At 65.3% G+C, this 26,970-nt stretch carries 25 protein-coding genes; 8 read left to right on the forward strand and 17 right to left on the reverse strand.

Annotated elements, in window-relative coordinates; all coding sequences use genetic code 11:
• Positions 1–180 precede the first annotated feature (180 nt).
• The 4 genes from XI03_RS31135 to XI03_RS31150 all read right to left on the reverse strand — a co-directional run bounded on the left by XI03_RS31135 (position 181) and on the right by XI03_RS31150 (position 4,556).
• Positions 181–1,908 carry a methanol/ethanol family PQQ-dependent dehydrogenase gene (locus tag XI03_RS31135; protein ID WP_028142712.1) on the reverse strand — a complete coding sequence of 576 codons (1,728 nt, stop codon included), beginning with the start codon at positions 1,906–1,908 and terminating at the stop codon, positions 181–183.
• A gap of 117 nt (positions 1,909–2,025) precedes the next feature.
• Complete coding sequence (locus tag XI03_RS31140) at positions 2,026–2,679, reverse strand: QcrA and Rieske domain-containing protein (RefSeq protein WP_271594241.1); 654 nt, start codon at positions 2,677–2,679, stop codon at positions 2,026–2,028.
• 263 nt (positions 2,680–2,942) lie between these two features.
• Complete coding sequence (locus tag XI03_RS31145) at positions 2,943–3,407, reverse strand: group III truncated hemoglobin (protein ID WP_038973413.1); 465 nt, start codon at positions 3,405–3,407, stop codon at positions 2,943–2,945.
• A gap of 237 nt (positions 3,408–3,644) precedes the next feature.
• A complete protein-coding gene (locus tag XI03_RS31150; RefSeq protein ID WP_109866595.1) occupies positions 3,645–4,556 on the reverse strand; it encodes a 3-hydroxybutyryl-CoA dehydrogenase in 912 nt (303 codons plus the stop codon).
• Positions 4,557–4,853: 297 nt separating this feature from the next.
• On the opposite strand from XI03_RS31150, the gene pstS reads away from it, so the two are divergent.
• The 3 genes from pstS to XI03_RS31165 all read left to right on the forward strand — a co-directional run bounded on the left by pstS (position 4,854) and on the right by XI03_RS31165 (position 7,211).
• Positions 4,854–5,909, forward strand: a complete 1,056-nt coding sequence (gene pstS / locus XI03_RS31155; RefSeq protein WP_271594242.1) for a phosphate ABC transporter substrate-binding protein PstS — start codon at positions 4,854–4,856, stop codon at positions 5,907–5,909.
• Between the two features lie 235 nt (positions 5,910–6,144).
• Complete coding sequence (gene arsC, locus XI03_RS31160; protein WP_049801793.1) at positions 6,145–6,516, forward strand: arsenate reductase (glutaredoxin); 372 nt, start codon at positions 6,145–6,147, stop codon at positions 6,514–6,516.
• Complete coding sequence (locus XI03_RS31165) at positions 6,513–7,211, forward strand: ABC transporter permease (protein WP_028142716.1); 699 nt, start codon at positions 6,513–6,515, stop codon at positions 7,209–7,211. Before arsC ends, XI03_RS31165 begins: the two co-directional genes overlap by 4 nt.
• Here the strand turns inward: XI03_RS31165 and XI03_RS31170 are convergent.
• The gene (locus XI03_RS31170; RefSeq protein ID WP_271594243.1) at positions 7,185–7,997 is read right to left on the reverse strand and encodes a substrate-binding domain-containing protein; all 813 of its coding nucleotides are present in this window, start codon (positions 7,995–7,997) and stop codon (positions 7,185–7,187) included. The genes XI03_RS31165 and XI03_RS31170 overlap by 27 nt on opposite strands.
• Positions 7,998–8,159: 162 nt before the next feature.
• On the opposite strand from XI03_RS31170, the gene XI03_RS31175 reads away from it, so the two are divergent.
• A complete protein-coding gene (locus tag XI03_RS31175) occupies positions 8,160–8,447 on the forward strand; it encodes a hypothetical protein (protein ID WP_028142718.1) in 288 nt (95 codons plus the stop codon).
• Positions 8,448–8,508: 61 nt separating this feature from the next.
• Here the strand turns inward: XI03_RS31175 and XI03_RS31180 are convergent, their stop codons facing one another.
• Positions 8,509–8,739: a hypothetical protein gene (locus XI03_RS31180; protein WP_271594244.1), complete on the reverse strand. Its 231-nt coding sequence runs from the start codon at positions 8,737–8,739 to the stop codon at positions 8,509–8,511.
• Between the two features lie 402 nt (positions 8,740–9,141).
• Here XI03_RS31180 and XI03_RS31185 point away from each other — a divergent pair, with 402 nt between their 5' ends.
• From XI03_RS31185 to XI03_RS31195, 3 genes are all read left to right on the forward strand, one after another.
• Positions 9,142–10,404 carry a hypothetical protein gene (locus tag XI03_RS31185; RefSeq protein ID WP_271594317.1) on the forward strand — a complete coding sequence of 421 codons (1,263 nt, stop codon included), beginning with the start codon at positions 9,142–9,144 and terminating at the stop codon, positions 10,402–10,404.
• A gap of 64 nt (positions 10,405–10,468) precedes the next feature.
• Entirely contained in the window at positions 10,469–10,741 is a 273-nt protein-coding gene (locus tag XI03_RS31190; protein ID WP_271594245.1) for a TonB-dependent receptor plug domain-containing protein, read from the forward strand.
• A gap of 467 nt (positions 10,742–11,208) precedes the next feature.
• Positions 11,209–13,212: a putative bifunctional diguanylate cyclase/phosphodiesterase gene (locus XI03_RS31195; protein ID WP_271594246.1), complete on the forward strand. Its 2,004-nt coding sequence runs from the start codon at positions 11,209–11,211 to the stop codon at positions 13,210–13,212.
• An 11-nt stretch (positions 13,213–13,223) separates the two neighbouring features.
• Here XI03_RS31195 and XI03_RS31200 read toward each other — a convergent pair whose 3' ends face one another.
• The 8 genes from XI03_RS31200 to XI03_RS31235 are packed head-to-tail and all read right to left on the reverse strand — an operon-like array spanning position 13,224 to position 21,588.
• Positions 13,224–13,943, reverse strand: coding sequence for an ABC transporter ATP-binding protein (locus XI03_RS31200; RefSeq protein ID WP_271594247.1), 720 nt, complete (start codon positions 13,941–13,943; stop codon positions 13,224–13,226).
• Positions 13,936–14,691 (reverse strand): ABC transporter ATP-binding protein, encoded by a 756-nt coding sequence (locus XI03_RS31205; RefSeq protein ID WP_271594248.1) that lies wholly within the window; start codon positions 14,689–14,691, stop codon positions 13,936–13,938. Before XI03_RS31205 ends, XI03_RS31200 begins: the two co-directional genes overlap by 8 nt.
• Positions 14,688–15,686 (reverse strand): branched-chain amino acid ABC transporter permease, encoded by a 999-nt coding sequence (locus XI03_RS31210; protein ID WP_271594249.1) that lies wholly within the window; start codon positions 15,684–15,686, stop codon positions 14,688–14,690. Before XI03_RS31210 ends, XI03_RS31205 begins: the two co-directional genes overlap by 4 nt.
• Entirely contained in the window at positions 15,683–16,558 is an 876-nt protein-coding gene (locus XI03_RS31215) for a branched-chain amino acid ABC transporter permease (protein WP_161966383.1), read from the reverse strand. Before XI03_RS31215 ends, XI03_RS31210 begins: the two co-directional genes overlap by 4 nt.
• An 11-nt stretch (positions 16,559–16,569) precedes the next feature.
• Positions 16,570–17,811 (reverse strand): ABC transporter substrate-binding protein, encoded by a 1,242-nt coding sequence (locus XI03_RS31220; RefSeq protein ID WP_038973422.1) that lies wholly within the window; start codon positions 17,809–17,811, stop codon positions 16,570–16,572.
• A gap of 23 nt (positions 17,812–17,834) precedes the next feature.
• Positions 17,835–20,210: a xanthine dehydrogenase family protein molybdopterin-binding subunit gene (locus XI03_RS31225; RefSeq protein ID WP_271594250.1), complete on the reverse strand. Its 2,376-nt coding sequence runs from the start codon at positions 20,208–20,210 to the stop codon at positions 17,835–17,837.
• A complete protein-coding gene (locus XI03_RS31230) occupies positions 20,207–20,731 on the reverse strand; it encodes a (2Fe-2S)-binding protein (protein WP_271594251.1) in 525 nt (174 codons plus the stop codon). The genes XI03_RS31225 and XI03_RS31230 overlap by 4 nt, the downstream gene beginning before the upstream one ends.
• Positions 20,728–21,588, reverse strand: a complete 861-nt coding sequence (locus XI03_RS31235) for an FAD binding domain-containing protein (RefSeq protein WP_271594318.1) — start codon at positions 21,586–21,588, stop codon at positions 20,728–20,730. Before XI03_RS31235 ends, XI03_RS31230 begins: the two co-directional genes overlap by 4 nt.
• Positions 21,589–21,842: 254 nt before the next feature.
• Between XI03_RS31235 and XI03_RS31240 the strand changes: the two genes are divergently transcribed.
• Positions 21,843–22,463, forward strand: a complete 621-nt coding sequence (locus XI03_RS31240; protein ID WP_271594252.1) for a TetR/AcrR family transcriptional regulator — start codon at positions 21,843–21,845, stop codon at positions 22,461–22,463.
• Here XI03_RS31240 and hutU read toward each other — a convergent pair whose 3' ends face one another.
• From hutU to hutI, 3 genes are read right to left on the reverse strand one after another with little or no spacing between them, the layout of a single operon-like run.
• On the reverse strand, positions 22,464–24,134 hold the full coding sequence (hutU, locus tag XI03_RS31245; RefSeq protein ID WP_028142732.1) for a urocanate hydratase: 1,671 nt from the start codon (positions 24,132–24,134) through the stop codon (positions 22,464–22,466).
• A 12-nt stretch (positions 24,135–24,146) separates the two neighbouring features.
• Positions 24,147–25,706: a histidine ammonia-lyase gene (gene hutH / locus XI03_RS31250; RefSeq protein WP_271594253.1), complete on the reverse strand. Its 1,560-nt coding sequence runs from the start codon at positions 25,704–25,706 to the stop codon at positions 24,147–24,149.
• Positions 25,703–26,917, reverse strand: a complete 1,215-nt coding sequence (hutI, locus tag XI03_RS31255; RefSeq protein WP_271594254.1) for an imidazolonepropionase — start codon at positions 26,915–26,917, stop codon at positions 25,703–25,705. The genes hutH and hutI overlap by 4 nt, the downstream gene beginning before the upstream one ends.
• Positions 26,918–26,970: the final 53 nt, after the last annotated feature.

Here is a 26,970-nt window from a genome sequence, read left to right on the forward strand (position 1 = left end):
GTCCCGGCCATCCACGACCTTTACCACGGCACAGAGAACGTGGATGCCCGGGACAAGCCCGGGCATGACGATCGTGTGCGACAAGGGCGCGTCATCATACACGCAAGAATGCGGCGGACGTCGCCGTCCGCCGCATTCGCCACCCCCCTGCTGCTCCGCTTCTTTCGATCCGCCGCGGAGCTACTTCTTCAGCGCAAACACCCAGATGACGCCGCCTTGCGGCACATTGGCTTCGATGCCGATGTTGTTGGTCACCAGCGCGTCCTGGATGCGTTGCGCGTCGACGCCCCATCCCGACTGGATCGCGATGTATTGGGTGCCGTCGATCTCATAGGACACCGGCATGCCCATGATGCCGGAGTTGGTCTTCTGCTCCCACAGGAGCTCGCCGGTCTTGGCGTTGAAGGCTCGGAAGTTGCGGTCATTGGTGCCGCCGACGAAGATGAGATCACCCGCGGTCGCCGTCACCGAGCCGAACAGCTGCGACTTCGGGAAATTGTGTTGCCACACCTTCTTGCCCGTGGTGGGATCCCAGGCCTGCAGCTCGCCGAAATGATCCGCGCCCGGCTTCGTCTTCAGGCCGATGTCTTCCGGCTTGGTGCCGAGCCAGAGCTCGCCCGGCTTGAGCGCGACTTTCTCGCCGGTGAACCCGCCGCAGAAGTTCTCGTTGGCGGGCACGTAGACGAGGCCGGTCTTCTGGCTGTAGGCCGCCGACGGCCAGTCCTTGCCGCCCCACAGCGACGGACAGAACTCGACGCGCTTGCCGATCACCGGCTTGTGCGCGGGGTCGACGATCGGCTTGCCGCTCTCGGGCTCGATGCCCTTCCAGACGTCGGTCGAGACGAACGGCCAGCCGGCGACATAGTTGATCTTGGTCGGCGTGCGCTCGAGCACCCAGAAGATCGCGTCGCGGCCCGGATGGACCAGGCTCTTGATGTTGCGGCCATCGCGCTGCAGGTCGATCAGCATCGGCGCATCGACCTCGTCCCAGTCCCAGGAATCGTTCTGGTGGTACTGGTGATAGGTCTTGATCTTACCGGTGCTCGGATCCAGCGCAAGTACCGAGGAGGTGTAGAGATTGTCGCCGGGATGGGTCTCGCCGGGCCATGGCGCGGCGTTGCCGACGCCCCAATAGATCGTCTTGGTCTCCTTGTCGTAATTGCCGGTCATCCAGGCCGAGCCGCCGCCGTTCTTCCAGTCGTCGCCCTGCCAGGTGTCATGGCCCGGCTCGCCTTCGCCCGGAATGGTGAAGGTCCGCCACAGCTCCTTGCCGTCCTTGGCATCATAGGCCGCGATATAGCCGCGCACGCCGAACTCGCCGCCGGAGCCGCCGACAATGACCTTGCCGTCGACGATCAGCGGCATCAGGGTCATGTACTGGCCCTTCTTGTAGTCCTGCACCTTGGTGTCCCACACCACCTTGCCGGTCTTGGCATCGAGCGCGACGACATGGTCGTCCGTGGTGGCGAGGTAGAGCTTGTCCTCCCAGAGGCCGACGCCGCGGCTGGTCGGGTGCAGCTGGAACAGATCGTCGGGGAGCTGCCGCTTGTAGCGCCAGTATTCGTCGCCGGTCTTGGCGTTGAGCGCGATCACCTGCCCCATCGGGGTCGCCACGAACATCACGCCGTTGTTGACGATCGGCGGCGCCTCGTGACCTTCGACGACGCCGGTGGCAAAGGTCCAGACCGGCGTGAGGTTCTTCACGTTGGAGGTGTTGATCTGATCGAGCGGGCTATAGCCGTGCCCGTCATAGGTGCGCCGATAGAGCATCCAGTTGCTTGGCTCTGGATTTTCCAGCCGCTGCGCTGTGACCGGCGCGTAATTCTCGATCGGACCTGACACGGCGGCGGTCGAGGCGAGGCAGGTGAAGGCGACGAAGCCGGACAGGTACCATTGCTTCCTGGTCATGGACGTTCCCCTTTTCATCCGTTTGAATTCTTGTGTTGAATTCTTGTCGTTCGTCCCGCCGTCCGCCCAACGGCGGATACGGCCTCTCGTGACGCGGGCGCGGGCCCGCACCGTTCATCATCCTGGCTGCGCGCCACCTACCTTTCCGATGAAACTTCCGGCGACGCTGAGCGAGCCGTCAGCGAGCGCCACCGGTAGCGCCGCGAGCCGTCGCGGCGCCGGGCCGAACACGACCTGTGCGCCCGCACGAGGATCGTATTCGGAGTTGTGACACATGCACTTGAACACCTCCTTGTCGCCGACATCGCTCTTCACCCAGGCGGTCACGGGACAACCGGCATGCGAGCAGATCGCCGAATAGGCGATGATGCCGTCGACGGCACGCGCGGCCGTCTTCTCGTCGAGCTCGGCGGGATCGAGCTTGATGATCAGGATCTCGTTGAGCCGGGAGGCGCTGCGCACCACCGATGTCTTGGGATCCTTCGGCCAGGCATGCACCGGCGGTCCGCCGGCCGGCAGGTCGGCCGCGGTGATCAGCTTTCCCTCCTTGTCGCCTTCGGAGAAGACGAGCACATCGCCTTTCTGGGGCCGTTCGTCGGAGCCGGGCGGATCCTCATCTGCGCGCGCGTGCCCGGAACAACCGAGGCAAGCGGTGGTGGCGAGCGCACCGAGCAGGACCGTGCGCCGCGTTTGGTCGGCGCAAGCGTCGGCTTCGGGCTCCCCGGAGTTTTCGGACGATGTGGAATTGGCGGTCAGGGATGCGCGGGACATGTCCACAAGCAGGCGCTGGAACTCTGCCGAAAACAAGGCGAAGAATTGGCACCGCAGTGCATCAATATGGCTTTGCTCGCGTTGATTGAGCGACGATGAACGCATTCAAGCGCGTTTTCACAATTTCAACGTCGCGCCGCGCGAGCGGCATGATGATTTTGCAGATCAGACCGATGATGTTGGTATTGGTGCGGCGCGCTATTCGTCGCGCTGCGCAAACGCAGCGCGACGCCCCTGCATGTTTTGCAGGCAGCCGGGCGTCGTCAGGACCTGAGCACGTGGCGCGGCGCGGCGATCGAACCGGCGACGGTGGCCGATGCCATCTCAAAACTGTCGGCGATGCGGCGCGCCTTGTCGATGAAGAGTGCAGCCGCCGGCGGCGGGCAGACCTCGCGCGCGGTCTGCTCGAACAGATCGAGCCAGCGGTCGAAATGATCGCCCACCAGGCTCAGCGGCAAATGCGCCCGCATCGGCGAGCCGTGATAGCGTCCGCTCATCAGCACGACCGAGGACCAGAAATCCCTGAGCTTGGCGAGATGCTCGTCCCAATTCTGCACGATCCCGAACACCGGCCCCAGCCGTGCATCTTCGCGCACGCGCCCATAGAAGCGGGTGACGAGTTCCCCGATCATCTCTTCGGTAATCCCGGTGCGCTCGATCGCATCCTGGGTCAACAGGTTCCGCCGCGCGGCCGCCGCCTCGCGCTCGGCCTTCAGTCGATCCGACATCTTTGCTTCGTCCGTTTCGTCTTTCCCTCTCCCCCTGTGGGAGAGGGTGGCTCGCCGCACAGCGGCGAGGCGGGTGAGGGGTCTGCCTCCGCGTGCTCCTCAGCGAGTGAGTCTACGGCAACAACCCCTCATCCGGCGCTTCGCGCCACCTTCTCCCACAAGGGGAGAAGGGAACGCCCGCATCCATGCTGGCGCAATTCGCGACGTCCGTCTTTGTCGCAGCGCAAATTGCGAGGATCAGGCGCTATAGATGTAGAAGCCCTGCCCGGTCTTGCGGCCGAGATGGCCTGCATCGACCATCTCTTTGAGCAGCGGCGCCGGCCTGTATTTAGGATCGTTGAAGCCCTTGTAAAAGACCTCCATCACCGAAAGCATGGTGTCGAGCCCGACCAGATCGGCCAGAGCCAGCGGCCCGATCGGATGGTTGCAACCGAGCTTCATGCCGGCGTCGATCTCTTCCGCCGTCGCGATCCCCTCCTGGAGCGCGAAGATCGCCTCGTTGATCATCGGGCACAGGATGCGATTGACGGCAAAGCCCGGGCTGTTCTTGGCGGTGATCGCCACCTTGCCGACGCGCTTGGCGAAATCGAGGGCCTTGGCGTGGGTGTCGTCGGAGGTCTGCAGGCCGCGGATCAGCTCCAGCAGCGCCATCACCGGCACCGGGTTGAAGAAGTGCATGCCGATGAAGCGGTCGGGACGATCGGTCGCCGCAGCGAGCTTCGTGATCGAGATCGACGAGGTGTTGGTCGCAAGCAGCGTGCGCGGCGACAACGTCGCGCAGAGATCCTTCAGGATCTTGACCTTGAGCTCCTCGTTCTCGGTTGCGGCCTCGATGACGAGATCGCAATCGGCAAGCTTCGCCCGGTCGGTGGTGCCGGTGATGCGCTTGAGCGCCGCCTCGCGATCGGCCGCCGACATCTTCTCCTTCTTGACCAGACGCTCGAGGCTGCCGCCGACGGTCGACAGCCCGCGGTTCACCGCCGCATCGGAAATGTCGACCATCACGACCGAGAGCCCGGCCGCCGCGCAGACCTGCGCGATACCATTCCCCATGGTGCCTGCCCCGATGATGCCAACCGTCTGGATCATTGCCTCGTATCCTTCATCCTTGCGGGCGAGCCAATCCCGGCCGGCCCATTGTTCCTGCATCAGGCTCTAGCACCGCCGGCGGGCGCCTGCGACCCTGATCCTGCCCCTTCCTTAAAGCATCCATGGCGGGAATAAAGCCGCTGCCGGTCGCGAAAGGGCACGATTTGGCCGCCTGGCGCGCAATTTGCCTCAAATTGCGTCCCTGCCCGGCCGGGCCAGCGATCTCCCTCAATCGGACGACGCGGCGGAGCTGACGGCGTGGTGTAGTCGGCGCGCAATGGCCGCCGCGAATGCCTCGCGACGCAATTGTGAGATCGAACACATCGGCTTCGTGCCCCACCTGTTAGCGTCGCGCAAATGAAGAACCACATCGGGCTATCAATCATCCTCACCGCTCTGCTCGTCGCCACACAAGGCATGGCAGCCGAAACCAAAGGCGCCGGCTCAACCTTCGTTTCCCCCGTGATGGCGAGATGGACCGACGCGTACAAGGCCAAGACCGGAAACGTCGTCAGCTATCAAGCCGTCGGCTCCGGCATCGGCCTCGGCCTGATCAAGAAAGAAGCCGTCGATTTCGGCGCCAGCGACATGCCGCTCGACCCCAGGGAGTTGGACAGGCTCGGCCTGATGCAATTCCCGATCGTGATCGGAGGCGTCGTCCCCGTGGTCAATATCGACGGCGTCAAGCCCGGCCAGATCCGCTTTACCGGGCAAGTGCTCGCCGACATCTATCTCGGCAGGCTCAAATCCTGGAACGATCCCGCGATCGCCGAGATCAACCCCGACGTCAGATTGCCGAACGCTGCGATCACGGTGGTCCATCGCATCGACGGCTCCGGCACGACGTTCAACTGGTCGAACTACCTCGCGAAGGTCAGCCCGCAGTGGAAAGCCAGCGTGGGCGAAGGCACCTCCGTCGAGTGGCCGCTTGGCCTCGGCGGCCGGGGCAATGATGGTGTCGCCTCGCTCGTCGGTCTCATTCCCGGCGCGATCGGCTATCTCGAATACACTTACGCGCTGCAACGTCTCGACCGGATTTCCTTCGGAATCGTGCAGAACAGCGCCGGCAATTACGCCGTGCCCGACGCCGCATCTTTCCAGGCGGCCGCATCAAGCGCGGACTGGAAGGCGGAAAAGGATTTCCATCTCGTGCTCACCAACGCGCCCGGTGACGACGCCTACCCGATCACAGCGACGACCTTCGTGCTGATGCCGAAGGCGCCGAAATCACCGGAACGATCGGCGGCCGCCATCGATTTCGTCCGCTGGTCGCTGGAAAACGGAAAGTCCGAGGCCCAGACGCTCAACTACGTCCCGCTGCCGCCTGCCTTGATCGACCAGATCGAACGCTATTGGCATCAGAGCATCGACGCGGCCCCCAGGATTTCGGCGTCGACCACCGTCAAACGCTGAGGCTGCAACCGCGGGCGGCCGAGCCGATCCCGGATACCTCGCTCGATGAACCGCTTCCGACAGGGTCGGGAGCGGTTCGCCGCTTCCGGTTCAGCCAGCCACGCCGATCCTTCTGGAAATTCCGCAGTGAATCGTGATCTAGTCGGCAGGAGGCCTGTTGCCGGCTCGCCACGGTGAGAATACGCGGGGGTCCATGAGAGCGGCCGAACCGCTGCAGAGCCCCGGGGACTTTCGAATGGACGTGATCATCTACCACAATCCCGAATGCGGCACGTCGCGCACGACGCTGGCGACGATCCGGAACGCCGGCATCGAGCCGCATGTGGTCGAGTATCTGAAGACACCGCCATCGCGAGCCCTGCTACAGCAGCTCATCGCACGCATGGGAATTTCGGTGCGCGAGGCAGTCCGCGAGAAGGCTGCCCCCTATGCGGAGCTCGGGCTCGCCAACCCCGCGCTGACCGACGATCAGCTGCTCGATACGATGATGGCGCATCCGATCCTGATCAACAGGCCGATTGTCGTGACGCCGAAGGGCGTCAGGCTCTGCCGTCCCTCCGAACTGGTGCTCGATCTGCTGCCGGCGCAACAGCGTCAGGCCGGATGAACGACTTCGCACGATCCATTGGCGCGGCGCTCTCGCTGATCGGCGAAGCCGACGCCGAGCTGCTCGGCATCGTCGCATTGTCGGTGCGCGTCAGCCTGACCGCGAGCATCCTTGCCCTGCTGATCGGCGCGCCGATCGGGGCCTTGCTCGCGATCACGCGTTTCCGCGGGCGGCAGGTGATCATCGTGCTGACCAACGCGCTGCTCGGCCTTCCGCCGGTCGTGGTCGGGCTCGCGCTCTATCTTCTGCTCTCGCGGTCCGGCCCGCTCGGGGTGGCCGGACTGTTGTTCACGCCGGCCGCCATGGTGATCGCGCAGACGCTGCTCGCCACCCCGATCGTGGTGGCGCTGGTGCACCGGCCTGCGAGCCTGCTGTGGGCGGAATATGGCGACCTCGCACGGATCGACGGGCTGTCGGTCTTCCGCTGCATGGCGCTGCTGTTCGCGCTCGGCCGGACCTCGCTGCTGACGGCCTTTCTCGCCGCCTTCGGGCGCGCCATCGCCGAGGTCGGCGCCATCATCATCGTCGGCGGCAACATCCGCGGCTTCACGCGCACGATGACGACCGCGATCGCGCTGGAGACCAGCAAGGGCGACCTGCCGCTGGCACTCGGACTCGGACTGATCCTGCTCGCGCTCAGCGTCGCGGTGTCGACCGTCGCCTTCCTGCTAGTGGGACGCGTTGGGGAAAAATAGCTGCTCACCGCCCACCTTGTAGCCGGCGATCGCCTCCTGCCCCTTCGGCGAGACCAGCCAGTCGATGAAGGCTTGCCCATCCTTCGCCTTCACGTTCGCATGCTTTGCCGGATCGACCAGCATGACGCCGTACTGGTTGAACAGCCGCTTGTCGCCCTCGGTCAGGATGGCGAGCTCGCCGCGATTCTTGAAGGACAGCCAGGTGCCGCGGTCCGACAGAACATAAGCGTTCGACGACGACGCCATGTTCAGCGCCGGGCCCATGCCCTGGCCGATCTCACGATACCAGCTGTCCTTGCCGGCACTGATGTCGACGCCCGCCTCCTTCCACAGCCGGAGCTCGGCCGCGTGCGTGCCGGACTTGTCGCCGCGCGAGATGAACTGTGCCTTCACTGCCGCGACCTTGCGCAGCGCATCGGTGACATCCTTGCCTCCGGCGATCTTTGCGGGATCGCTCTTGGGCCCGACGACGACGAAGTCGTTGTACATGACGTCGAAGCGCTTCACGCCCTGCCCTTCGGACATGAACTTGTCCTCGGCAGCCCGGTCGTGGACGAACACCACGTCGGCATCGCCGCGCCGCCCGATATCCAGCGCCTGGCCGGTGCCGACGGCAACGACCTTCACGCTGATGCGCTCGGCCTTCTCGAACAGCGGCAGCAGATGGCCGAACAGGCCCGACTGTTCCGTCGAGGTGGTCGAGGCCACGGTGATGGTGCGCTCCTGCGCGAACGCGATGGTGGACCAGAGCAGAGCCGCTCCGATGGTGACAATCTTCCTCCTCATGCGTCGTCCCCCAACAAACAATGAGGATCCTGAATAACCTCTGGCGATGACGACGGGAACCCCGACATTCGACCGCAGAGAGTTGAAGCGGTGGCGTCAAATCGGCAGGAACGGCGTTGGCGCGGGCGGATTGTATGGGGATGTAACGTCAAGGAGAATCCCATGAAAAAGATCATCTTGGCATCGGCGTGCATCATGGCGCTCGCGGCTGGTGGTGCCTTCGCGCAGACACAACCCGCTCCAGGCGCCTCCGGTCAGGGCGACGTCGGCCCCTCCTCGCGCGGCCCCGCGACCAAGGGCATGACGACCGGCAAGTCGTCGAACATGCAGAACGAGGCCAGCGACAGCAAGGGCGCGCAGCAACCATCGGCGGGCGGCACCAACACGAATAACATGGGCAGCCAGGCCGGAGGCAGCGCGGGCGGCGGCAGCGCCGGCGCCGGCAAGTAGCCGAAGATCGAAAAATCCCGGAGGGGATCACCGTCCCCTCCCGCAGGCCGACCGGCGTCGATCAACGGCCGGGGCAATATCTCATCACGCTGCGGATCCCCTGTGCCTCCGGTTCCTTCATCCATCCGATTTCCCTGGCCAGCCAAAGCTTGTCGTCGCCGATGACATAGGCGAACGTCATGGTGTCGAAGCCTCTGGGATTGCGGACCGTGACCTCGCCGCAGGCCACCTCGATCGAGCGGCCCTGCGGGTCGGATGCGGGGCTGGTCCAGGAAATGTGGGATTTCCGCATTCGGCGGGATCAAATGAGCGGCGATCTTTGGCGTGAGATCATTTGCCAAGGCAGGTGCGCAGATCAATGCGGCGAGGACCGCAGCCGGATATATCTTGCGGATCACGTCTTCTCTCCTTCGCTTTCGAAGGAAGCGTATCCGTGATCGGCGCCGCAGCTCTGTGGGAGCGATCACATTGGCAGCCGGTGCACGGCGGCCTGATGACAACCGCCTTTCTCGATGATGCCTGACACATCATGCAGCCGCCCGCGCGCGGGATGCGTGGATGTTCTGCAATTGGTCCCGTCTACATTGACAGGGGTGTGACGGCCGGGGCAGTTTTTCACATTGCTGGCGAATCAGCGATTGCCTCACGCCGAGTACCTCTTGGACAACTCCCAGTGCTTTCGAGACTGATATCGTTGCTGCGCCGCATCCCCGCGGTGAAATGGGCGTTCACCCGGCTTCGGCCCTTGCCGCATGGCGGCAGCATCGACGGTGCGGCGGTGGTCGCCGAACAGCCTGTCATCGTTGCCGACAACGCTGAAGCTCTTCCGGCTCTCGACACCGGCATCGGCACTGATCCGCTGCGCAGCGACGCCGCGGTCGCCGAGAACGGCACCGCCCACCCTGTCATCGCGGAAGCAGCAGCCGATGTCGCCGGCAGCGACGATTCCCTGCAGCAGGCGCCGACAGAATTCGAGCCGGTCTTGGTCGCAGAGGTTTTGGTCTCGAACGAGGCAGCCGGCGAGACGGTCGACGGTCCCAAACCAGTCGATGTTCCTGAACCCGTCATCGCCAATGATCCGCCTGTGGAGCTTTCGACGAAGCCCGAGTCCGACGCCATTGAAGCGGTCGGGGCCATCGACGTCGAGGACGAGCCGGCCAAAGCGGCCGAGCCCGTCATCAGCAGCGATCCACCTCCCGAGTTCGCGGCCGGCGTTGAGCCTGATGTGGCCGAGGAGACCTCGTCCAATCTCCAGGTCGCTTCGGTTGATGTCGCTCCGGTTGATGTCGCTTCGGTTGATGTCGCTTCGGTTGACGCCCCCGCGCTCGTCGTTGCCGACGATCCCTCCACCGTTGCCGTCGTGGATGTCGAGCCTGTTCTAGACGATACCCATGTCACGCTTGCCGATCGCGACGTCCCGGCGGAGCCTGTCGCTGAAGACAAGATCGACAGCGATTCCGCCTCCGGCACTGCGGTGGCAACCGAGCCGGTCGCTGCAAGCGATCCTGCCCCTGTCGCCGCGGAGGACTCTTCCGCCGACGCCCTCGTGGTCACGCATGATGGGCCGGCTCCGGCGCTCCCGGCTCCACGTGAAGAGATTCGCAGTGCGCCGAAACTTCGCGCGAAGGCCACGGAACCTGCCGATCGCACCGCGCTGATCCGGCAGCGCTGGGCCGAAACCGGAATCAGGATGTGGAATCCCCGCCTTCACGGCACCGGCGAAGCCACGCTGAACATCCAGGGCAGCGTTGGGCTGCTGCCGCCAGCGCCCAACGAGACGATGCCGCGCTACGACAAGCTGGAATTCAAGATGCTCGGCGGACAGATCGTCTGCGAAGGCGTCATCGTCGAGGCCCCCGCGCAGGCAAGCCATCGCAGCTTCACCCGGCTCGCCGAGCCAGGGAAGCTCGACCGGGTTCGCGAACCGGTGCGGGAACGCCAGGCCGCTCTGGCCTGATCCTTTCCGCTGCAAGCGTCGTCACGCCGTGCTAGGCTGAGGTTTCCCGGACATGGGAGATCACATGCCTGCGAAGCTGTTGCCACTGATCGTGATCGCCGCCCTCTGCGTCTCGCAAGGAGCCTTTGCGGCGTCCGGCAAACGGCCTCACCACACGCCCGCCACCGATCCCGCCGCGCCCTACAAGGCCGACCGGCTCTCCTCATCGCGCAGCGAGACCATCCTCAACACGCCCGGGCAGACCACCGTGCTGACGCGAGAAGTCCTCGACGACATGAATGCGCGGAGCCTCCGGGATGCGATGCGCTCGACCGCAGGGGTCACGATCGGACGCTAGAGCATGATCCGGAAAAGTGCGCAGCGGTTTTCCGTAAAGATCATGCTCAACAATCCACGCGAGCGCCGACGGCAGCGTCTGTGCGATCGTCGGCCGATCGACGTGCTTCGCGTTGCGCACGAACAGGAACTGATAGTGGTAGCCCTTCTCCGCCAGGACCTTGGCTCCCCCGCTGGGCAGCGCAATCGCATTTGGGAGGATCTCTCCGTGTCCATCCTTCGAGGCAAGACGTTGCGCCGAAGCGCATGGTTAGCAGAGCGTAACGGCGGTTTTTGTAGGACTTCGCCGCGATACGCCTGCTGCCGCAGCCCCGTATCGTTAACACAGCCTCACCGTTGCACGCGTCCGGAAATGCAGCGGTAGCGCGCAACCTGCGCTGGTCTATCGCGCAGGACCCGATCTAACGGGCCCTTTACCCACGCTATGCAAGATCGCCGGCGTTTTCAGGATCCGGGGCTCGTATTTCAATGCCTGTTGCCGATTTGAAGTCTTACTTCGCCGCCGCAATGCGGCTGTTTCGCGTGCCGGCCGACAATCCCGAGCTGACGCGCGCGCAGTTCGACGCCTTCTCCAAGCAGATCCCGCTGCTCTACTTCATCCTGATCACCAACACGATCGCGGTCGCATATACCTATGTGCCGCTGGCGCCGGCCTCACTCAGCATGATCGTGCCCGGCGTATTGATCGCGGTGGCGGGCTATCGGACCTTCTGGTGGCTGCGGCAGCGCCACGTCGTCCGCAGCGACGCCGACATCCTGCGCAATCTGCGTCTCACCAACTGGATCGCGGCACCGATCGCGGCGGGCTTCACCGTCTGGTCGTTCGCCCTCTATCCCTATGGCGATCCCTTCGCCAAGAGCCAGGTGGCCTTCTACATGGCGGTGACCGTGATCGGCTGCATCTTCTCGCTGATGCATCTGCGTTCGGCCGCGCTGATCGTGACCCTCGTCGTCGACGTGCCCTACGTCGTGTTCTACTTCGCCACGGGCGAGCCGACGCTGGAGGCGATGGCCGTCAACAATTTGCTGGTCACCGGCGCGATGGTGACGGTGCTGACCATCTACTACCGGGACTTCGCCGATCTCGTCGCCAGCCGCAAGTCGCTGCTGGCACAGCAGGCGGCGACCCAGGCACTCTCGGACGAGAACTTCCGCCTCGCCAATCTCGATTCCCTCACCGAGCTGCCGAACCGCCGCCGCTTCTTCGCCGAACTGACGAGCGCCTTTGCCGACGCCGAGCGCAGAAACGTTCGCGTCGCGGTCGGCATCATCGACCTCGACGGCTTCAAGCCGATCAACGACAATTACGGCCACAGCGTCGGCGACCGCGTCCTGATCGAGGCGGGTCGCCGCATCCGCGAGGTCTGCGAGGGCTTCGGCCCGCAACGCGTGGAATTCGCCCGGCTCGGCGGCGACGAGTTTGGCCTCGTCGTCTGTGGCGATCCCGACGATGCCGATCTGGCACGGCTCGGCGAACGTATCGGCGGGCAGGTCAAGCTGCCATACCAGCTCGACACCGCCCACACCGGCCTGTCCTGCTCGATCGGTTTTGCGCTGTTTCCGGACTCCGCGACGACGTCGGAAGCTCTCTATGAATGCGCCGACTATTCGCTCTATCATGCCAAGCGCCAACTGCGCGGACGCACCGTGATCTTCTCGGGCGAGCTCGAGGCCGAGATCCGCAGCCGCGGCGTGATCGAGAATTTGCTGCGCACCTCCGATTTTGGCGCCGAGATGGAGCTGGTGTTCCAGCCGATCGTCGATGCCATGAGCGAGCACACTGCGGGTTTCGAGACGCTGGCGCGCTGGCACAGCCCCCGTCTCGGCTGGGTTTCCCCCGCCGACTTCATTCCGGCGGCCGAGCGCATCGGCCTGATCCGCCCACTGACGCAGACGCTGCTGGCGCGGGCGCTCGCGACGGCCAAGACCTGGCCCGACGACATCCGCCTGTCGTTCAACCTGTCCGCCCACGACGTCTGTGCCGCCGAAGGCATCCTGCCGCTGATCTCCATCATCGAGAAGAGCGGCCTGTCGCCGCGTCGGATCGACTTCGAGATCACCGAGACCGCCGTCACCTTCGATTTCGTGCGCGCGCAGCAGTCCATCTCGACGCTGAAGGCGATGGGCTGCGGCATCTCGCTGGACGATTTCGGCACCGGCTATTCCTCGTTGAGCCACGTGCACCGGCTGCCGCTCGACAAGATCAAGGTCGACCGCAGCTTCGTCGCCGACATCAACGAGAATCCGGTCAGTCACAAGATCATCAAGTCTTTGACGGGCCTCTGCGACGACATGGAGATCGCCTGCGTCGTCGAGGGCGTCGAGACCCGCGCCCAGCTCGACACCCTGCGCCGGCTCGGCTGCGACTTCATCCAGGGCTATTATTTCGCAAGACCCATGTCAGCCGATGCGATCGGCGACTATCTCGCGAACGAACGCCAGCGCCTCGACGGCGCCAAGGTCGTGGCCTAGCGGGCTAAACGTCAGACCGCGCAGTAGCGTTCCTGGATGTCCTTGTCCGCGAGCAGCGCCGCAGCGCTGCTCTCGTGCACGACCTCGCCCTGGTCGATGATCACGGCGCGGTCGGCCAGCCGCAGCGCCCATTCGACGTTCTGCTCGACCAACAGCAGCGTCTTGCCCTCGTCACGCAGGCGGCGGAACAGCACGCCCATCTCCTCGACGAGGACGGGCATGATGCCCTCCGAGGGCTCGTCCAGCAGGATCATCTTGGGCTTGCCGATCAGTGCGCGCGCGATCGCCAGCATCTGCTGCTCGCCACCGGAGAGCGTCACGCCCTCCTGGTCGAGGCGCTCCTTCAGGCGCGGAAAGGTCGCGGCGATTTCGTCGATCGCGGCCCGCTCCTCGATGCCGCTGCCGGCCGCGACGAGACCGAGCCGGAGGTTCTCGCGCACCGACAGCCCGGGAACGATGCGCCGCTCCTCGGGCACGTAAGCGAGGCCAAGGTGGAAGCGCTGATGGGCGCGCAACGGCAGGAGCTCCATGCCTGCAAAGCGCACGCGGCCGGTCGCCTTCGGCATGAGGCCCATCATGGTTCGCAAGGTCGTGGTCTTGCCGGCGCCGTTGCGGCCGACGAGGGCAACCACCTCGCCCTTCTTCACGTGCAGGGAGATGCCGTGGAGGATGTGGCTCGCGCCATACCAGGCGTGGAGATCTTCGATTTCGAGCAGCGCTGTCTCAGCCATAGCCTTCACTCTGTCCGAGATAGACCCGGCGGACTTCCGGATTGCTCCTGATCTCGTCGGGCGCGCCGTCCGCGAGCAGGCGGCCGTGGTGCAGCACCACCACGCGCTTGGACAGGCCCAGCACCATCTTCATCTTGTGCTCCACCAGCAGTACCGTGCGCTTGTCGGCGAGCCGCTCCAGCAGAGCGACCATGTCCTTGGTCTCTTCGGGACCCATGCCGGCGGTCGGCTCGTCGAGCAGCAGCAACTCCGGCTCGGAGACCAGCGCGATCGCGATCTCCAGCGCACGCTGCTGGCCATGCGAGAGGAACTTGGCAAATTCGCTTCGCCTGCCGAGAAGCCCCACCGCGTCGAGGGCCGCATCGGCACGCGCATGCAATTCGGTCAGCCGCGCGCGATTGCGCCAGATGTCGTAGCTCACGGTCAGCGCCTGGGCCGCGACGCGGACGTTCTCATGCACCGACAGGTCCGGAAAGATGTTGGTGATCTGGTAGGAGCGCGAAATGCCCTGGTGCACGAAGCGGTGCTGCGGCAAGCCGTTCAGCTCGCGCCCCCTGAATTGCAGCTTGCCGGAGGTCGGCGTCAGCGCACCGGAGAGGATGTTGAAGAACGTGCTCTTGCCAGCCCCATTCGGCCCGATGATCGAGGTGAGCTGCCCCGCCGCAAAGGACAAGGTAATATCCTCGAGCGCGACAAAGCCGCCGAAGCGCTTGCCGATTCCCTCGGCGCGAAGCAGTTCGCCGCTCATCGCCGCGCCTTTCCGATGCGAAGGGCATCCAGCAGCGTGCCCCAGATGCCCTTGGGCAGGAACAGCACGAACAGCACGAAGATTGCGCCGACGAAGATCTGCCAATGCGGCGTCCAGAGCGAGATGACATCCTCCAGGATCAGGAAGCTCGCCGCGCCGACGAAGGGTCCGAAAAAGCTGCGGGCACCGCCGAGCAGCACCATCATCACGATCATGCCCGAGGTCTGGTAGTGCAGGATGTCGAGCGGCACGATCGACAGATGCAGCGCCAGCATGCAACCGCCGAGCGAGGAGATCGCGCCCGACAGCATGAACACGACCAGCTTGCTGCGCTCTACGTCGTAGCCGCAGGCCCGCGCGCGCTGCTCGTTCTCGCGGATCGCCTCGATGACGGCCCCGAACGGCGAGTTCAGGATGCGCGACTGGAACCACATCGCCAGCGCCGCGAAGGCCATCAGCACGTAATATTTGTTGATGGGGTCGAGGAAATTGACCTGGAGGCCGAACAGGCTGATGCGGTCGACGGTGAAGCCGCGCAGGCCGTTCTCGCCGCCGGTGAAGGAGGACGCCTGGAGCGCGACGTAGTAGACGAGCTGCGCCAAAGCGAGCGTCACCATGGAGAAATAGATGCCGCGGGTGCGCGTCGAGACAATGCCGATCAGGGCCGCCAGGCAGGTGCTGAGACCCACGGCGAGCGCGACCGCGGCAAACCACGGCACGCCATAGCGGCCGATCGCAATGCCGGTACAGTATGCACCCGCCCCGAAGAACGCGGCCTGCCCGAACGACAACAGCCCGGTGTAGCCGAACAGCAGATTGTAGCCCATCACCACGACGCCGTAGATCAGGACGTTGACGGCCAGCGCCTTGGACGGCAGCAGCCAGGGCAATATCGCCAGCACGGCGATGGAGAGCAGCACGCGGTGGTCGAGAAGCCGGCCGAGCCCGCTCGGCGCAGGCTTGGCGAGAGCCTCGCCGCTCGAAGGGTGCGTCACGCCGTCCTCCCTCTCACGCCGAACAGGCCTTGCGGGCGGATCAGCAGCACCACCGCCATCAGCGCGAACATGACGATGGTCGCCATTTCAGGCGCGAACAGCGCCACCAGGCTGATGGAAATGCCGACCATGAGGCCGGCCACGACCGCGCCGACGATCGAGCCGAGACCGCCAATCACCGTGACGACAAAGGCTTCGGCCAGTACCAGCGAGCCCATCTCCGGATTGACGCTGCGCATCGGCCCGGCGAGCACGCCACCCAGCGCGGCGAGACCGACGCCGAGCCCGAAGATCGCAAGCCACACCCGGCCAATATCGACACCGAGCACCTGCATGATGGTGGGATCGCGCGCACCTGCGCGCACGATCAGGCCGACACGGGTCTTCTCCAGCGCCAGCCAGAGCGCCAGCAGCACCACCGCCACCAGCGCGATGACGAACAGGCGGTAGCGGGGGAAGAAGCCGATGCCGAGATCGAGCACGCCGATCAACTGCGGCGGGGTCGGAAACGGAATGCCGTCGCTGCCGAACACGATGCGCACGCCCTCGACCAGGACGTAGCTGAGGCCGAAGGTGAGCAGCAGCGGATCGTCGATCGAGCGTCCATACAGCCTGCGGATCAGCACGAACTCGATCAGCATCCCGAAGGCGCCGATCAGGATGGGCGCGAGCAGCAGCCCCCACCAGAAGCTTCCGGTGAGCGAGGCCAGATACAGCCCGGCATAGGCCCCGATCATGAACAGCGCGCCATGGGCGAAATTGACCACCCCGAGCATGCCGAACACGATCGTCAGTCCAAGCGCAGTGATCACCAGGACCGCCCCAAGGGCGATCCCGGAGAGAAGCTGCATGATGATCAGCGACAGGTCCATCGTCACAGGCTTCAGGTGGCGTGGCCGAGCTCGCTGCAGCTGCGCAGCATGTCGTCCGAGCCGGTGTCGTTGGCGAGAATGGCGAACAGATCGTTGTCGCCCGCCATGGCGGACTTCTTCTTGGACTCCAGCACCAGCACCGACTGAACCGACTGATGGTCGCATTTGCGGTAATGCTGCGGCCCCTTGGTCAGATCATATTGCAGCTTCTCGAGCGCATCGACCACCTTATCGGTGTCGGTGCCGCCGGCGGCCTGCATCGCAGCCAGCAACGATCCGACGCCGGAATAGCCATAGGCGCCGTAGTCGGTCGGGATCGCGCCGCCATTGGCAGCCTTGAACGCTGCATTGAAGGCGGCTGCCGACTTGCTCTGCGTCTCCAGGCCCCAATAGTAGTTGGCGCCGCCGACGACGCCCTCGAACACGTCGGGGCCGACCGCGAGGCGCTGGTTGTGCAGGATGACGGGGACCACGATCTTCATCTGCTGCTTGACGCCGAAATCCACCGCCTGCTTGATCGCGTTGGCCTGGTCGCGGCCGAAATTGGAGATGCAGAGCACGTCAGGCCGCATCGACATCAGGCGCGGCATGAAGGTGGAATAGTCGGCCGCACCGAACGGATGCAGGATCTCGCCGACATTGTCGGCGCCAATCGCGGCCTGCGCGCGCTTGAAGCCGCGCAGCATCTCATGCCCATAGGCGTAATCAGCAACAAGATGCGCGACCTTCATGCCCTTCTTCAGCGTCTGCCGCGCCACGGCAGCTGTCGTCATGTGTGGGTTCAGCGCTTCATGGAAGGTGTATTTGCTGAAATCCTTGGCTTCGTTGATGGTGTCCGACTGGCTGATCGAGACGTAGATCACGCCGCGGGCGCGGGTGACCTCGTTGACCGCGAGCTGCACGGCGCTCGATAGCGCGCCGACCACGGCATGAACCTTGTCCTTCTCGATCAGTTCGAGCGTACGCGTCGCGGCCTCACCGGCGTTGAGCTTGTCGTCGCGCACCAGCAGCTCGACCTTGCGGCCGCCGATGCCGCCCTTGTCATTGACGAGCTTCACCGCCAGCTCGGCGCATTTGACCTGATCGCGCGCTTCCGCCGCGAACGGGCCGGTCAGCGGCGTCGGAAAGCCGATGCGGATCGTCTCGTCCGCGGCGCGGCCGAGCCGGGGCATGGCAAGCAGCGCCGCGCCGGCCGAGAGGCCGGCGAGTGCGGTACGGCGAGTTATCTTCGACGTCGAACCGGATTTGGGCATGATTTCCTCCAATTGTCTTTTTTCTAGAAACGCTTCAGGGCTTTCAGGACTTTGGCAGGCGTGATCGGGATCGAATTGATCGTCGCACCAAACGGCGCGAGCGCGTCGTTGACCGCATTGAGCACGCAAGCCGACGCCGCCGCCGTGCCGGCCTCGCCGACGCCCTTGGCGCCGAGCTCGGTGTCGGCGGTCGGCGTCTCGACATGGGCGATGACGATGTCGGGCATCTCCATCGGCATCGGCACGAGGTAATCGGCGAGCGAGCCGTTCATGAGCTGACCGGTGTCGCTGTAGCGGCATTCCTCGAACAGCGCAGCACCCAGCCCCTGCACGATGCCGCCGCGGAGCTGTTCGTCGACCAGCATCGGATTGATGACGCGGCCGCAATCCTCGACGATGAAATGCTTCAGGAGCTTGATGAAACCGGTCTCGACATCGACCTCCAGCGAGCAGCCCTGGATGCCGTTGGTGAAGGCAAAGGGATAGCCCTGCGGCGCGAAATGATGGCTCACCGTGAGCTGCGCCTGCGTGCCCGGCGGCAGTGTGTCGGAGCGGAAATAGGCAATGCGTGCGATCTCGGAGATCGGAATCCGCGGGTTCCGCGTGCCTGCGTCGACGATTTCGCCATCGACGATGTCGAGCGCCGACGGTTGCTCCTGGAGGATCAGCGCGGCGATCTCCAGGATGTTGCGCTTGAGCGCGCGCGTCGCCTGCAGCGCGGTCTCACCGCCGATGCCGGCGCCGCGGCAGGCCCAGGTCGCCCCGCCATGCGGCGTCACCTCGGTATCCCCGGTGATGACCTTGACGTGCTCCTGGGCAAGGCCGAGCTGGTCGGCCACGATCTGGCTGATGATCGCCTCGGTGCCCTGCCCCTGCTCGGTGACCGAGATCAGGCAGCGGACCTCGCCCGACGGCGTCAGGCTGAGATTGGCGCCGTCCTGCGAGGAGATGCGCGCGCCGCCAACGCCATAGAACGCAGGGCTGGGATTGGTGATCTCGACGAAGGCGGCGATGCCGATGCCGCGATAGACGCCGCGCTTGCGCAAATCCGCCTGCTCGGCACGCAAGCCGTCATAGTCCATCATCTCGTGCAGGCGCTTCAGGCACGCCTGATGCGACAGCGCCTCGAAGCGGTAGCCGGTCGGCGAGGTTTGGGGATAGGCATTATCGGGGATGACGTTCCGCGCACGGATGGCGAAGGGATCGAGGCCGATCTTGCTTGCTGCCATATCGACCAGCCGCTCCGTGACGGCGCAGGCGATGGGATGGCCGACGGCGCGATACTGGCTGGTCTGCACCTTGTTCTGGAAGATCACCTCCAGCGTGGCGCGGTAATTCTTGAAGCGATAGGGCGCGCCGATCAGGCGAATGACCTGGTTGCCCTCGACCACGCTGGTGCGCGGATAGGTCGAGAACGCGCCGATCGCGGTCAGATCCAGCACGTCCATCGCCAGGATCTCGCCCCTGGCATCGAGCGCCATGCGGGCGCGGACGCGGTGGTCGCGCGCGTGGATGTCGGAGACGAAGGACTCCATGCGATCGGCAACGTACTTCACGGGACGGCCGAGCAGGATCGAGAGACCGACCACCGCCATGTCCTCGTGATAGACATGCAGCTTCATCCCGAAGGAGCCGCCGATGTCGGTCGCGATGACGCGGACGCCCGCTTCCGGGATGCCGTAGTGGCGGGAGTAGAGGTCCTGGAACTGGTACGGCGTCTGCGTGCCGTGATGCACGGTGAGCGTGCCCGCGGACGGATCGTAATCCGCGACAATGGCACGCGGCTCCAGCGTCACTGCGGTATGGCGGCCGAAGGAGAACTCCTCCTCCACCACATGGGCCGCATGCGCAAAGGCGTCGTCGACGGCGCCGTTGTCGAGCTGGCTGCGGAAGCAGGTGTTGTTGGCGCTGCCGGGATTGACCAGCGGACCGCCGGCCTCGCGTGCGCCGTCGATGTCGACGACGACGGGAAGGTCCTCGTAGTCGACCTCGATCAGCTCCAGCGCATCTTCGGCGATCGCCCGGCTCTCGGCAACGACGGCGACCACCGCCTGTCCGGCCCAGACCACGCGATCGAGCGGCAGCGGCAATTGCGGTGCGGAGGTCATGCCCTTGAAATGATCGAGCGTGCCAGTCCAGGGCGTGCAGATCCTGGCGAGATCGGCGCCGGTGGCGACGAGATGCACGCCTTCGATTGCACGCGCCTGCTCGGTCTTGATCGCGACGATCTTCGCATGCGCATGCGGGCTACGCAGGAACGCGGCGAAGAGCATACGCGGCAGACGGAGGTCGCTGACATAACGTCCCCGCCCGGCCAACAGCCGCTTGGCGTTCGGCCGCGGCACGGAACGGCCGATATAGGAGTTGGGCCGATCGAGCGAGGTCAGCGGCGCGCTCATGCTGCGCCTCCGCGTGCGCTGCGCGCTTTGGCCACCGCGTCGATGGCATCGACGATCGCTTCATAGCCGGTGCAGCGGCAGTAATTGCCCGACAGCGCGTCGCGGATCTCGTCGCGGCTCGGCTGCGCCGTCTGCGAGAGCAGCTCGTTGGCGTTGATCAGCATGCCCGGCGTGCAAAAGCCGCATTGCAGCGCATTGCGGCGATGAAATTCGGCCTGGAGATCGGCGAGCAGGCCGCTCTCGCTGAGCCCCTCGATCGTGTCGATCCTGCCGCCATCAGCCTGCACCGCAAAGATCAGGCAGGAATGCACGGCGCGGCCGTCGAGCTGCACCAGGCAGGCACCGCAAGCGCCCATCTCGCAGCCGGCATGCGTGCCCGTCAGCTCGAGCCTGTCGCGCAGGCAATCGACCAGCGTATCACGCGGCGCGACCTCGCAGGCGACCTTGCGGCCGTTGACGACGAGGCGGACTCGCACCGTCTCGTCCGCCTCGTTCAGCAGGCTGTCGTCGAAGCCGCTCATGCTCCCTCACCGAGACGTCCGAGCAGGCGGCCAAGCAATACGCGGGCGAGATGCAGCCGCATCGCCGGCGGCACCTCGTCGCTCTCGGGCGGCGCGAGATCGCCTTCGAGCGCGCCTTGCGCGGCAGCGATGCATGCCGCATCCAGGCTCGCGCCGATCAAAATTGTTTCCGCCCCTTTGACCCGTGCCGGCGTGTTACCGACGGAGAAGAAGGAGATGCGGATGTCGTCAATGCGCTCCCCGGTGCAGGTCGCAAGGATGCCGCAACCGACCAGTGCATAGTCCCCGCGCCGCCGCGCCAATTCGTCGAACGCAAAGCGCTGATCCGCCCTGAACAGCGGAACGTAGATCGCGGTGATCAGCTCGCCGGGCTGTAGCGCCGTCTCGAACAGGTCGATGAAGAAGTCGTCAGCCTTGACGCGCCGGCGGCCTGAGGGCCCGGCGATCTCGATCTCGGCATCCAGCGCCAAGGTCATCGCCGGAAATTCGGAGGCGGGATCGGCCAGTGCGACGCTGCCGCCGAGCGTGCCGCGGTTGCGGATCGCGGGATGGGCGACGAACGGTGCCGCAGCGTGCAGCAGCGGCGCGAACTCGGCAATCAACGGCTCGCTCAGCATTTCGCAATGGCGCGTCAGCGCACCGATGCGCAAGCTGTCACCTTCGCGCCTGACGCCGCGCAGTTCGTCGATGTGGGTGATGTCGATCAAAAGCCGCGGCGCCTGCAGGCGCAGCGACAGCGCCGGCACCAGGCTCTGGCCGCCGGCGATGAAACGCGCATCGTCCCCGGCGCGTGCGTGAGCATCCAGCGCCTGGTCGATCGTCGCAGCCCGAAAATAGCTGAAAGCCCGCGCCTTCACTGCCGTTTCCTCGATATCCATCGGCTCATCAGCCGGGATGCCAGATTTGTAACCATCTGGTCTCAAAATCCTGACACGGCTCCCGAGATCGGTCAACAGGAAATGACCATTTGGTCACAAAAGCACCTTGGGCTATGAAGACAGGGTTACGTTGATTCAGCGACGAGATGGCCCGAAAAGCGCAGAAAACTTTGAGGCGACCGGTCCGCAAGCGGACCGAGACAGGCAGCAAGTCCGCGCCAAAGCGTCGCAACATGCGCGCGGCCGACCGCGAGCGCGCGATCGTGGACGAGGCCATCCGCTTCTTCGCCGAGCGCGGCTTCGAGGGTCAGACCCGCGAGCTCGCCAAGCGCATGAGCATCACGCATTCGGCGATCTACCGCCACTTCCCGAGCAAGGAAGCGCTGATCGAGCGAGTCTACCAGGAGGTCTATCTCAGCCGCTGGTCGCCCGATTGGGGACCGATGATCCGCGACCGTTCGTTGTCACTCGAAGCAAGGCTCACACGCTTTTATCTCGACTATGTCGAACGCGTGTTCGAATACAATTGGGTACGGATCTTCGTGTTCTCCGGCATGAAGTCATTCGGCATCACCAGCCGCTATCTCGACATCGTCCGCCGCGAGATCATCGAACCGGCGGCGGCCGAACTGCGCCACGAGCTCAAACTGCCCGACTCGAAAGCTCACTCATTGGGTGAGCGCGAGACCGAGCTGTTCTGGGGCCTGCACGGCCGCATCTTCTATCTCGCCATCCGAAAATTCATCTACGAGACGCCGATCCCGCCCGATCTCGACGCCATCGTCCGGGACGCCGTCCAGACCTTCATGGACGGCGCGAAGACGACGATGCCGAAGCTGCTGGCGAGCAGCTAGCTACTTCGCAAGGCTCGGCAGATCGAGCCCCTTGTCACGGGCGCAGTCGATCGCGGTCTCGTAACCCGCGTCGGCATGGCGCATGACGCCGGTCGCCGGATCGTTCCAGAGCACGCGCTCGATCCGCTTGGCCGCTTCCGGCGTGCCGTCGGCCACGATCACCATGCCGGCATGCTGGGAATAGCCGATGCCGACGCCGCCGCCATGATGCAGCGACACCCAGGTCGCGCCACTGGCGCAATTGAGCAGCGCGTTCAGCAGAGGCCAGTCGGACACCGCGTCCGAGCCGTCCTTCATCGCTTCGGTCTCGCGGTTGGGGCTTGCCACCGAGCCGCTGTCGAGATGATCGCGGCCGATCACGATCGGCGCCTTGAGCTCGCCGCGTGCCACCATCTCGTTGAAGGCAAGGCCGAGGCGATGGCGGTCACCGAGGCCAACCCAGCAGATCCGAGCCGGCAGCCCCTGGAACTTGATGCGCTCCTTGGCCATGTCGAGCCAATTGTGCAGATGCTTGTCGTCGGGCATCAGCTCCTTCACCTTGGCGTCGGTCTTGAAGATGTCCTCGGGATCGCCCGACAGCGCAGCCCAGCGGAACGGCCCGACGCCGCGGCAGAACAGCGGGCGGATATAGGCCGGCACGAAGCCGGGAAAATCGAAGGCGTTCTTCAGGCCCATGTCCTGCGCCATCTGGCGGATGTTGTTGCCGTAATCGAGCGTCGGAATGCCCTGCGCATGGAAATCCAGCATCGCCTGGACATGCTCGACCATCGACGTCTTCGATGCACGCTCGACCCCCTTCGGATCGGAGCCGCGCTTGGCTTCCCACTCGGCGAGCGTCCAGCCCTTCGGCAAATACCCGTTGATCGGATCATGCGCGCTGGTCTGGTCGGTGACGATGTCGGGTTTGACGCCGCGGCGCACCAGCTCCGGGAAGATCTCCGCGGCATTGCCGAGCAGGCCGACCGAGATCGCCTTCTTCGTCTTGGCGGCCTCTGCCATGATCGCCAGCGCCTCGTCGAGCGTTGCGGCCTGGCGATCGAGATAGCCGGTGCGCAGCCGCATCTCGATGCGGCTCGGCTGGCATTCCACCGCGAGCATCGAAGCGCCGGCCATGGTCGCGGCCAGCGGCTGCGCACCGCCCATGCCACCGAGGCCAGCGGTGAGAATCCATTTGCCGGCAAGGCTGCCGCCATAATGGCGCCGGCCGACCTCGACGAAGGTCTCGTAGGTGCCCTGCACGATGCCCTGGCTGCCGATATAGATCCAGGACCCCGCGGTCATCTGGCCGTACATCATCAGGCCCTGGCGATCGAGCTCGTTGAAATGGTCGAGCGTTGCCCAATGCGGCACGATGTTGGAGTTCGCGATCAGCACGCGCGGCGCATCGGCATGGGTGCGGAACACGCCGACCGGCTTCCCGGACTGGACCAGCAGCGTCTGGTCGGCTTCGAGCTTGCGCAAGGCCGCAACGATCCGGTCAAAGCTCTCCCAGTCGCGCGCGGCGCGGCCGATGCCGCCATAGACCACGAGCTCGCTCGGGCGCTCCGCGACATCAGGATCGAGGTTGTTCATGAGCATGCGCAGCGGCGCTTCCGTCAGCCAGCTCTTGGCGCTGATGTCGCTGCCGCGGGGCGCACGGATGGTGCGGTCATTGTCCAGTCGGCGGTTCATGCGGGCACCTCTTTAGGCAAGTCGCGGAAATGGGTCAGTTGGAAGCATGGTGAGCGCCACGCTCGGCAGCGCATCGGCCTCGATCAGTGCAGCGGCCCTGGCGAGATCGCCGGCCATGTAGCGGTCCGCACCGAGCGCCGGCACCTGCTCGCGCAATGCGGCGATGACGGCAACGAGCGGCGCGCTGGTCGCATGCGGCGCGCGCAGCGTGATGCCTTGGGCGGCAACCAGGAGCTCGATGCCGAGGATGGCGGCGAGATTGTCGGCCATGTCGCACAGGCGGCGCGCGGCGTGTGCGGCCATCGAGACATGGTCCTCCTGGTTGGCGCTGGTCGGCGTCGAATCGATCGAGCAGGCCGCCGCGCGCTGCTTGTTCTCAGCATAGAGCGCGGCGGCCGTCACCTCGGCGATCATGAAGCCGGAATTGATGCCGGGATCTGGGGTGAGGAACGGCGGCAGGCCGAAATTCAGGGCGGGATCGACCAGCGTCGCAATGCGCCGCTCGCTGATCGCGCCGATTTCCGACAGCGCCAGCGCGAGCGCGTCGGCGGCAAAGGCCACAGGCTCGGCGTGAAAATTGCCGCCGGAAACGATCTCGCCGGTTTCGACCAGCACCAGCGGATTGTCGGTGACGGCGTTGGCTTCGACAATCAATGTGCGCGCGGCCTGCGTGATCAGGTCGAGTGCGGCGCCTGCAACCTGCGGCTGGCAGCGCAGGCAATATGGGTCCTGCACGCGCTCGTCGCCTTCGAGATGCGACAGACGAATGTCGCTGCCATCCAGCAGCGCCATCAACGTTGCGGCCGCGGCGATCTGCCCGGCATGACCGCGCAGCGCCTGGATTTCGGGACGGAACGGCGCCGTCGAGGCCATCGCCGCATCGACCGACAATGCGCCGGTGACGAGCGCAGCGCGAGCCAGACCGAAGGCGCGCAGCACGCCGGCAATAGCGTAGGCGGTCGAGAATTGCGTGCCGTTGATCAGCGCGAGCCCCTCCTTGGGGCCGAGCGTCAGCGGCGCGAGGCCGGCCGCGGCGAGCGCTTCACCGCCGGACACGGTTTTCCCGTCGACGATCGCCTGCCCCTCACCGATCATCACCGCCGTCATGTGCGCGAGCGGCGCAAGATCGCCGGAGGCGCCGACCGAGCCCTGCTGCGGCACCAGCGGCGTGACGCCCCGCGCCAGCATGGCCTGCAACTGCTCGATGACCGCGCGGCGCACGCCGGAAGCGCCGCGTCCGAGCGAGATGATCTTCAGCGCCATCATCAGGCGAACGATCGGCTCGGGCGTGACTGGGCCGACGCCGCAGCAATGCGAGACGATGAGATTGCGTTGGAGCAGCGCGGTCTGGTCCGCCGGAATGCGCTTCGAGGCCAGCTTCCCGAACCCGGTGTTGATGCCGTAGACGGGCGCATCCGCTTGCGCGGCCTTCGCGACGATTTCGGCTGCCGCCTCGACGCGCGGCCAGAATGAGGGATCGAGCACGACGGATGCGCCTTCCAGCACGCGCGCGAGATCGTCGAGGCTGACCGCTCCCGGCTTGACGACGATCGCGGTGCCCTGCTCCGTCACTGGCCCCTCCACACCCGGCGATGCAGCGGATTGAAGCCGATGCGATAAACAAGCTCGGCTGGACGCTCGATGTCCCAGATCGCGAGGTCGCACCATTTCCCGGCTTCCAGCGTGCCGGTTTCATCGAGCACGCCCAGCGCCCGCGCGCCCTCACGGGTGATTCCGGCGAGGCATTCGGCGACCGTCATCCGGAACAGGGTCGCGCCCATGTTCATCGTGAGCAGGAGCGAGGTCAGCGGTGAGCTGCCGGGATTGCAGTCGGTCGCGAGCGCCATGGAAACGCCGTGGCTGCGGAACGCCTCGACCGACGGCTTCTGCGTCTCGCGGATGAAGTAGAATGCGCCGGGCAGCAGCACCGCCACCGTGCCGGCCTTCGCCATCGCCGCGGCGCCGGCTTCGTCGGTATGCTCGAGATGATCGGCCGACAGCGCCGAGAATCTTGCAGCGAGCGCAGCACCGCCGAGGTTCGACAGCTGGTCGGCATGGAGCTTGACCGGCAGCCCCAGCTCCCTCGCCGTCTCGAACACCCGCGCAGTGTGCTCCGCCGAGAACGCGATGCCCTCCATGAAGGCATCGACGGCGTCGGCAAGACCGGCCTTCGCAACAGCCGGCAGCATCTCCTTGCAGACGAGATCGATATAGCGATCCTTGTCACCCTCCGCCTCCACCGGCAGGGCGTGCGCCCCGAGGAAGGAGGTGCGGATCGCAACCGGCCGCTGGCGACTGATGCTGCGCGCGGCCGCGAGCTGTCGCATCTCGGTCTCGGTGTCGAGGCCGTAGCCCGACTTGACCTCGACCGTGGTTGCGCCCTCGCCGATCAGCGCATCGAGCCGCGGCAACGCACTCGCGACGAGATCTGCCTCGCTCGCCTTGCGGGTCGCCGCCACCGTGGAGACGATGCCGCCGCCGGCGCGCGCGATCTCCTCGTAGCTCGCGCCCTTCAGGCGCAGTTCGAACTCGTGCGCGCGGTTGCCGCCATAGACGAGATGGGTGTGGCAGTCGACGAGGCCGGGCGTGATCCAGCGTCCCTCGCAATCGGTCCGTTCCGCCGCATCGGCATCCGCCGGAAAATCGGCCTGCGCACCGGCATAGGCGATACGTCCGCCGCGCGCGGCGATCAGGCCCCGCCCGATCTCGCCGAGATCGGGCCGGTCGGCCCGCATCGTGGCAAGCCGGGCATTGTGCCAGATCCGGTCGAAGCGCTCTGCCATGCAACGGTCCCTTCGCGTGGGATGCTTGACTTATATGTCTAGACATATAATCG

It is taken from the genome of Bradyrhizobium sp. CCBAU 65884 (assembly GCF_028128835.1).
GTDB classification, from domain to species: domain Bacteria; phylum Pseudomonadota; class Alphaproteobacteria; order Rhizobiales; family Xanthobacteraceae; genus Bradyrhizobium; species Bradyrhizobium ottawaense.